General features: G+C 73.7%; 8 protein-coding genes and 1 pseudogene. 4 read left to right on the top strand and 5 right to left on the bottom strand.

Annotated elements, in window-relative coordinates:
• Positions 1-3: 3 nt before the first annotated feature.
• The gene (locus tag RBXJA2T_RS08070) at positions 4-837 is read left to right on the top strand and encodes an SIR2 family NAD-dependent protein deacylase (protein ID WP_009856846.1); all 834 of its coding nucleotides are present in this window, start codon (positions 4-6) and stop codon (positions 835-837) included.
• Between the two features lie 2 nt (positions 838-839).
• Positions 840-1,850 (top strand): hypothetical protein, encoded by a 1,011-nt coding sequence (locus tag RBXJA2T_RS08075; protein ID WP_009856847.1) that lies wholly within the window; start codon positions 840-842, stop codon positions 1,848-1,850.
• Positions 1,851-1,853: 3 nt separating this feature from the next.
• Here RBXJA2T_RS08075 and RBXJA2T_RS08080 read toward each other — a convergent pair whose 3' ends face one another.
• Positions 1,854-2,273: a type II toxin-antitoxin system HicB family antitoxin gene (locus tag RBXJA2T_RS08080; protein ID WP_009856848.1), complete on the bottom strand. Its 420-nt coding sequence runs from the start codon at positions 2,271-2,273 to the stop codon at positions 1,854-1,856.
• 60 nt (positions 2,274-2,333) lie between these two features.
• On the bottom strand, positions 2,334-3,110 hold the full coding sequence (locus RBXJA2T_RS08085; RefSeq protein WP_009856849.1) for a YkgJ family cysteine cluster protein: 777 nt from the start codon (positions 3,108-3,110) through the stop codon (positions 2,334-2,336).
• Positions 3,111-3,220: 110 nt separating this feature from the next.
• On the opposite strand from RBXJA2T_RS08085, the pseudogene RBXJA2T_RS08090 reads away from it, so the two are divergent.
• Both RBXJA2T_RS08090 and RBXJA2T_RS08095 read left to right on the top strand, forming a co-directional pair.
• Positions 3,221-5,519: pseudogene (locus RBXJA2T_RS08090) on the top strand (helicase C-terminal domain-containing protein).
• 17 nt (positions 5,520-5,536) lie between these two features.
• Positions 5,537-6,367, top strand: coding sequence for an alpha/beta fold hydrolase (locus RBXJA2T_RS08095; RefSeq protein WP_009856852.1), 831 nt, complete (start codon positions 5,537-5,539; stop codon positions 6,365-6,367).
• A 21-nt stretch (positions 6,368-6,388) separates the two neighbouring features.
• Here the strand turns inward: RBXJA2T_RS08095 and hepT are convergent, their stop codons facing one another.
• The 3 genes from hepT to RBXJA2T_RS20355 form a co-directional block, all read right to left on the bottom strand.
• Entirely contained in the window at positions 6,389-6,817 is a 429-nt protein-coding gene (gene hepT, locus RBXJA2T_RS08100) for a type VII toxin-antitoxin system HepT family RNase toxin (RefSeq protein WP_009856853.1), read from the bottom strand.
• A complete protein-coding gene (gene mntA, locus RBXJA2T_RS08105; protein ID WP_009856854.1) occupies positions 6,807-7,202 on the bottom strand; it encodes a type VII toxin-antitoxin system MntA family adenylyltransferase antitoxin in 396 nt (131 codons plus the stop codon). The genes hepT and mntA overlap by 11 nt, the downstream gene beginning before the upstream one ends.
• A gap of 39 nt (positions 7,203-7,241) precedes the next feature.
• Positions 7,242-7,517, bottom strand: a 276-nt coding sequence (locus RBXJA2T_RS20355; RefSeq protein ID WP_009856855.1) for a hypothetical protein, incomplete at its 5' end; no start/stop codon positions are given.

Consider the following 7,517-nt stretch of genomic DNA (forward strand, 5'->3'; position numbering starts at 1 on the left):
TTGATGGATCCCAGCGCCCTCGCCCATGCCGCCGAACTGATCGACCAGGCCGATGCGGTGATCGTCGCCGCCGGGGCCGGCATCGGCGTCGATTCGGGCCTGCCCGACTTCCGCGGCGACAGCGGCTTCTGGACCGCCTACCCGGCGCTCGGCGCCGCCGGGCTGCACTTCACCGAGATCGCCTGCCCCGACAGCTTCGAGCGCGACCCGGCGCTGGCCTGGGGCTTCTACGGCCACCGGCTGGACCTGTACCGGCGCACCGTGCCGCACGCCGGCTTCACGATCCTGAAACGCTGGATGGACCGTGCGCCGGCCGGCGGCTTCGTCTTCACGAGCAACGTCGACGGCCAGTTCCAGCGTGCCGGCATCGCCGCCGAACACGTCGCCGAATGCCACGGCACCATCCACTGGCTGCAGTGCACACGCCCCTGCGGCGACACGCTTTGGCGGGCCGACGAACTGGCCGTCGACGTCGACACCACCGCCTGCCACTGGCGCGGCGAGCTGCCGCGCTGCCCCCGCTGCGGTGCGCTGGCGCGGCCCAACATCCTGATGTTCGGCGACGCGCAATGGCTGGCGGCACGCACCGAAGCCCAGATCGGCGCGCTGACGCAGTGGCTGAAAGGCGTGCGCCGCCCGGTCGTCGTCGAGATCGGCGCCGGCACCGCGGTGCCCTCGGTGCGGCGTTTCGGCCAGCATCTGCTGCACGCCCACGACGCCCGGCTGCTGCGGCTGAACCCGCGTGAACACGCGGTGCCGAATGCACTGCACGTCGGCCTGGCCTGCGGCGCGCTCGAAGCGCTGGCGGCGATCGACGCCACGCTGGCCGCCGGCTGACGATGGACTGGTTCCAGCGCCTGACCGGCTTTGCCGAACCCGCCGCCGACGAGCTGCGTCGGCGCCTGCACTGGCGCGACGGCCGGCTGCACGCGCCCGAAACCGGCCGCAGCTGGGCCGTCGGCGAGCTGGAACTCGTCACGCTGGGCACGCTGCGTGAACGTGCCGCAGCCTTGCCGCCGGCGCCGCCACCCCGCTGCCGCGTCGTGCAAGGCGACGTGCGTGCACTGCACCGCGACCCGGCGCTGGCCGGCGCGCTGTTCCAGGTGGCGTCGCAGTTCAACCTGCTGGAGATGATCGGCCCGCAGGTCACGCCCGACGACGGCGTGACACGCTACGAACACGACCGCACGCAAGGCCCGGCCTGCGCGATGGCCTGCGGCGCCGCGACCCTCGTGCGCCACTACTTCGTGCCGGTGGACGGCCGCCCCGGCCAGACCGCCGGGCGCCAGCTCGACGCGCTGGCCGGCCTGGGCGAGGCGCTGGCCGCGGCCACCGGGCGGCCACGCGAAGCGCTCTGGGAGATGCGCAACGGCTACGCACTGCCCAGCGCCGACGGCCTGACCGCCATCGACGCCCATCTGGCGGCGCTGGACGAAGCCGGCCTCGACACGCTGCGCACGCGGCTGGCGATCGGCGTGCACCGCGACGTCGAGGTGACCGACGTCACCGCGCCGCCGGGGCCGGTGGTCTCGCAAGCCTTCTGCTCGGCGCTGCCGGTCGCCTACTCGCGCCACCGCGGCGCGCCCTGGGCGCGTTTCGCGACGCTGGTGCTCGAAGCGGCCTACGAAGCGACGCTCTGGGAAGCGCGCCTGGCCGCCGCCGCCGGCAAACCGCCGCAGGTGCTGCTGACACAACTCGGCGGCGGCGCCTTCGGCAACGACGAGGCCTGGATCGGCGCCGCGATGCGCCGCGCCTTCGCCTCGCCCGCTGCGGCCGGGCTGGAGCTGCACCTCGTCAGCTACGGGCCACCGTCGAAGATGCTGCTGGAGCTGGCGGACGAGGTCGGCTGAAGCTCAGCTGACGACCAAGGCCAGGTCCTTGCCGATCGCCGAGAAGGCACGGCCGATGGTGTCGATCTTGGTCGCGTGCGACAGGTCCAGCAGGCGTGTCACCTCCTGCGGACGCACGCCCATCGCGCGCGCCAGCTCGGCCGGGCGCAGCTGCTGCCGGCACAGCTCGTTGAGCAGCGCCACCTTGGCCGCCACCGACAAGGGCAGCGCCACCCAGGCTTCGCCCGGCTGCAGCGCGCTGGGCGGCGGCACCGGGCGCTGATCCTCGAAATAGAAGTCCATCGCGGTCAGCAAGGCGTCGGCTGCGGCCTGCTCGGTTTCGGCCAGCGTGTCGCCTTGCGTGATCGCTTCGGGGATGTCGCGGAACGTGACGACGTAACCGCCGTCGGCGTCGGGGCTGAAGAGTGCGGGGTACTTCGACATGGAGGCACCCAATGTAAACAATATTGTTTACACCGGCAAGCCGCTTCGACACCGCGGCGTTCAGCCTGCTCCCGGCCGCAGGCGGTCGAACACCGCTTCCTGCTCGCCCGGCGCGAGCTCGTCGCAGCGCGCGCCGGCCAGCGGGTCGTCGCCCGCCCACCAGGCGGCGGCGGGGCCGGGGTGGTCCAGCGCCGTCACCAGCGCCTCGTTGAACTCGTAGACGCCCCAGGCCAGGCCGGCGTCGCGCAGCGAGGACTGCAGCGCCCCCTGCACCAGCGCGCGCACCTGGCGGTGGCCGGCGCTGGACGGCACCTCGGCGCGGCGGCCGGCGGCGGCTTCGGCGCAGGCGCGGGCGTCGGTCGACGCGTGGCCGCGGCAGGCCAGCGGGCGCACCGGGTAGATGACGCAGACACCTTGCGCCAGGAAAGGGCAGCGCACCGGGTCGGCGGCACGTTCGGCCTCGCTGCGGCGGTGGGTCTTCGCCTCTGCGGCACGCAAGGCGCCGACGAGGTCGATGCCGCGGTCGGCCAGCGGTGGCGCCACGCGGGCGAGGAAGTGCGCGGCCAGCAGCACCTCGGGCATCGTCGCGACGACACGCAGCTGGCAGCAGGTCGCGCAGGCCTTGCGGCAGGCCAGCGGGGGCTCGTCGCCGCAGCGCAGGCGCACGTTGCCGTCGAAGGTGTCGACCGCCTGCGCCATCAGGCGCTCGACGCCGGCGGTGCTGCCGCGGCCGCCGTGCAGCGTGGTGTCCAACGCGCGGTGCAGCGCGCGGTAGAAGTCGAGGTCGTCGCCGGCAGGCAGGTCGGCGTGGGCGGCGGAGGCGGTGTCCCAGGACATCGGCAGGTCTCGTTGCCGGCGGCGCGGCGGTGCCGGCACCTTAACCAGGGTCAGCCGCGGCACCTTTGCAAAGGCGCAAACCCGGCCTGCCACTGGACGAAAATACAGCCGTGACCGACACGCCCGCAGACACACCGGCCGACGCGCCCGCCTACACCGTGCCGGTGCGCGCGCTGTGTGCCTTCGCGGCCAAGACCGGCGACCTGGACCTGCGTTTCACGCCGGCACCGACGGCCGCCGAAGGCATCGCTGGCCACCGCCGCGTCGCCGCGCGCCGCGGCCCCGGGCACGAGAGCGAGGTCGCGCTCGAAGGCCGCTGGCAGCAGCTGCGCGTGCGCGGCCGTGCCGACGGTGTCGACCTGGGGCGCGCGCTGGTCGAGGAGGTCAAGACCCACCGCGGCCCGGTCGATCGCATCCCCCGAGCACCACCGCGCGCTGCACCGCGCCCAGGCACGTGTCTACGGCGCGCTGCTGGCCACCATGCACGAGCTGCCGCGTGTGACGGTGCGCGTGCTCTACTGGGACATCGACCGCGAGAGCGAAACCGTCTTCGACGAGACGCTGACCGCCGCCGAGCTGCAGGCCCACTTCGAGGCGCTGTGCAGCCGCTTCGCCGCCTGGGCCGACGCCGAAATCGCACACCGCGCCACCCGCGACGCCGCGCTGTCGGCGCTGGCCTGGCCGCACGACGCCTTCCGCGCCGGCCAGCGTGAACTGGCGACCGCGGTCTACAACGCCGCACGCGCCGGCCGGCCGCTGCTGGCGCAGGCGCCCACCGGCATCGGCAAGACGATGGCGACGCTGTTCCCGACGCTGAAGGCCCTGCCCGGCCAGCGCCTGGACCGCGTCTTCTTCCTCGCCGCCAAGACGCCCGGCCGGCGCCTGGCGCTGGACGCGCTGGCGACGCTGCGCGCCGGCGGCGCGCGCCCGCTGCGTGTGCTGCAGCTCGTCGCACGCGACAAGGCCTGCGCCGAACCCGGCCGCGCCTGCCACGGCGACGACTGCCGCCTGGCACGCGGCTTCTACGACCGCCTGCCGGCGGCGCGCCAGGCGGCGCTGGGCGCGCTGGAGCACGACCCCGAGGCGCTGCCCGCCGTCGCCGCCGGACACGCCGTCTGCCCCTACTACCTGGCGCAGGAGATGGCGCGCTGGGCCGACGTCGTCGTCGGCGACTTCAACTACGTCTTCGACTCCGGCGCGCTGCTGCACGCCTTGCTGCAGGAAAACGGCTGGCGCGCGGTCGCGCTGGTCGACGAGGCGCACAACCTGGTGTCGCGAGGGCGCGAGATGTACAGCGCGACGCTGGACGCCGCCGCCGTGCGCGCCGCCAGACGCACGGCGCCGGCGGCGCTGAAGCGCCCGGTCGAACGCGTCGCGCGTGCGCTGGGCGCGCTGGCCAAGGCCGGCGACGCGCCGTTCGAAGTCGCCGACGCGGCGCCCGACAAGCTGCTCGACGCGCTGCGCAACTACATCTCGGCGGCCAGCGAGCTGGCGGTGCAGCAACCCACCGCGCTGGCCGGCGACGCGCTGCAGCTGCACTTCGACGCGCTGCGTTTTGCCGAACTGGCCGAACTGCTGGACCCGGCGACCAGCCAGTTCGACCTGACGCGCCGCCCCAGCGCGCGCGGCCATCCCGAGGCCGTGGCCTGCGTGCGCTGTGTCGTGCCGGCACCGTTCCTCAAACCCCGTTTCGAGGCGCTGCACACCGCGGTGCTGTTCTCGGCGACGCTGGCGCCGGCGCCCTACCAGCGTGACCTGCTCGGCCTGGGCGACATCGCCGCCTGGCTGGACTGCGAGTCGCCGTTCGACGCCGCACAGCTGGCGGTGCGCATTGCCCCGCTGTCCACCCGTTATGCCGACCGCGAAGCGTCGCTGGCGCCGCTGGCGGCACTGATCGCACGCCAGTACGCCGAGGTGCCGGGCAACTACCTCGCCTTCTTCAGCAGCTTCGACTACCTGGAACGCACCGCCGCCGCGCTGCAGGCCGCCGCGCCCGAACTGCCGCTGCGCTGCCAGCAGCGCCGCATGGACGAAGCCGAACGCCGCGCCTTCGTCGACTCCTTCGCCGAAGGCGGGCGCCAGATCGGCCTGGCGGTGCTGGGCGGCGCTTTCGGCGAAGGCATCGACCTGCCGGGCTCGCGCCTCGTCGGCGCCTTCGTCGCGACACTGGGCCTGCCGCCGGTGGACGCGGTGCAGGAGGCGATGAAGGCACGGCTGGAAGCGCGTTTCGGCGCCGGCTGGGCCTACACCTACCTCGTGCCCGGGCTGCAGAAGGTCGTGCAGGCCGCCGGGCGCGTGATCCGCACCCCGGAAGACCGCGGCGTGCTGCACCTCGTCGACGACCGTTTCGGCCGCGCCGAGGTGCGGGCGCTGCTGCCGGGGTGGTGGCGGGTGCGGCGGGGCGGCTGAAGACGACAGGAGCAACGGTGTTCGAGCACTTCGACGTTTCCACGCCCGAGGGCCATCTGCACGTCGTGCAGGCGCGAACGCCGGGCAGGCCGCTGCTGGTGATCCACGGCGGCCCCGACTGGGACCACAGCTATCTGCTGCCGGCCGTCGCCGGGCTCAGCGGCCGCGGCATCCGGCCGATCCTGTTCGACCTGCGCGGTTGCGGGCGGTCGTTTCGTTGTGCCGACGACACCCGCTACACGGTCGACGCCGTCGTCGGCGACATCGTGGCGCTGCTGGATGCGCTGGACCTGCCGCGGGCCGACGTGCTGGGTTTCAGCTTCGGCGGCGTCGTCGCACAGGCGCTGGCGGAGCAGCAGCCGCAGCGCATCGAGCGCCTAGTGCTGGCGTCGACCGCCTACCCGGTGGCCGCCGAAGCCACGCGCGCCCCGGCCCGGCCCGAGCTGCGTGCGCTGTGGGAGCAGATCTTCGACACCGAGCCCGACCCGCTCGCCGCGACCCGGCGGCTGGCGCTGGAGACGCTGGAACTCGACGTGCACCGCCCCGAGGCGCTGGAGGCCGCACGCCGGCTGGTCGGCGCGGTGGTCTTCTCCGGCGAGTGGCTGGGTGCCGTGCGCCGGCACGGGCTGAAGGGCACACGCGGCACGCTCGAGTCGCTGGGCGCGCTGGGCGGGCGCGTGCGGCTGGTGCATGGCGAATACGACGCACGTTTCGCCGTCGAAGCAGCACGGGCGGCGCATGCGGCGCTGCCGGGTGCCGCGCTGCACGTGCTGCCCGGGGCCGGCCACCTGGCTTATCTGGATGTGCCGGCCGACTGGCAGGTGGCGCTGGCGGCAGCGTTGGCCTGAACGCGGGTTCGCGGGCCTCGCTCAGCCGGCCACGCCCCCACCGTCGCGCAGCAACAAGGCCTGGCTGTATTGCAGGAACTCGTCGAGGTGCGAGGTGATGATCGCGACCGTGATCGGCAGTTGCAGCGCCTGATCCTCGTGCACCGCGATGTTGCGGAAGCCGACCATGCGCTTGAGCGCGTCGGCCAGACCGGCGTCGATCCAGCCCGCCCGGGCCAGCAGGGCGAAGACGTCGCGCGCACTCTGCGGCACGCCGAGCCGTTCGCGGCGGATCAGATGCTGGCCCATGTCGAGGGCCGCCTCGCAGGCGCGCTGGATGTTCAGGATCGCGGCGTCCTGGCGCGTGTAGTCGGTGGCGAAGCCCGCCGGGTTGGCGGCGTACTCCTCGCGTGCACGGCCGACGCAGCGCTCGATCACCGCCGCCTTGTTCAGCAACACGTCATCGGCCATGGATGGTCCCCGTTCGGCGGATGTCCTGCAGCAGCCCGGCCCGTGCCGTGTCGAGGGCCGTTTTTTCGCTCAATGCCGCCGCCTCGAACAGGCCGGCGCGCGTGTCGGCCGCCCACCACCGTTCGCCGGTCGTGATCACGCGGTACTGCATGACGGTCGAAGCGGCACGAAGGTCGAGCAGGTCGACGTCGCAGCCGGCAAGGTCGGCCAGTTCGCCGGACAGCTCGAACAAGGCCAGCGGATCGGCATAACCGGCGACGAGCACCGCCAGGTCCAGATCGCTGGCCGGGCCCGCCGTCCCGTCGATGCGGCTGCCGAAGGCATAGACCGCCAGCAAGCCGGGCAGGCGGCGCTGCAGCAGTTGGACGATCGTCGCGCGGTTCATGGCGGCATTGTCCGATGAAGCTGGGCCGGCAGCGCCCGATCAAGGCCGCCGAGCCCCGCGGCGCCACAGCCCGCGCAAGCCCTCGGCCGTCGCGCCGGCCGCCAGCCGCAGCACCAGCCGAGCGACGCGGTAGACCAGCCACGCGCCGCCGACCATCGGCACCAGCAGCAGCACCGGCCACAGCGCCTCGACCGGGTGACCGGCCACGACGCGGCCACCGAGCACGCCCAGCGCGGTGAAGGCGGCCACCGTCCAGGCCAGCGCCATCAGCGTGCGGCCCAGCTCGTGCCAGTGGGCGCCGCGCGGCGCCGCACC

Source organism: Rubrivivax benzoatilyticus JA2 = ATCC BAA-35 (assembly GCF_000190375.1).
In the GTDB taxonomy this organism is placed as follows: Bacteria; Pseudomonadota; Gammaproteobacteria; order Burkholderiales; family Burkholderiaceae_C; genus Rubrivivax; species Rubrivivax benzoatilyticus.

Coding starts and splice junctions, on each gene's coding strand:
- RBXJA2T_RS08070 (WP_009856846.1), top strand. CDS start 4: ATGGATCCCAGCGCCCTCGCCCATGCCGCCGAACTGATCGACCAGGCC.
- RBXJA2T_RS08075 (WP_009856847.1), top strand. CDS start 840: ATGGACTGGTTCCAGCGCCTGACCGGCTTTGCCGAACCCGCCGCCGAC.
- RBXJA2T_RS08080 (WP_009856848.1), bottom strand. CDS start 2,273: ATGTCGAAGTACCCCGCACTCTTCAGCCCCGACGCCGACGGCGGTTAC.
- RBXJA2T_RS08085 (WP_009856849.1), bottom strand. CDS start 3,110: ATGTCCTGGGACACCGCCTCCGCCGCCCACGCCGACCTGCCTGCCGGC.
- hepT (WP_009856853.1), bottom strand. CDS start 6,817: ATGGCCGATGACGTGTTGCTGAACAAGGCGGCGGTGATCGAGCGCTGC.
- mntA (WP_009856854.1), bottom strand. CDS start 7,202: ATGAACCGCGCGACGATCGTCCAACTGCTGCAGCGCCGCCTGCCCGGC.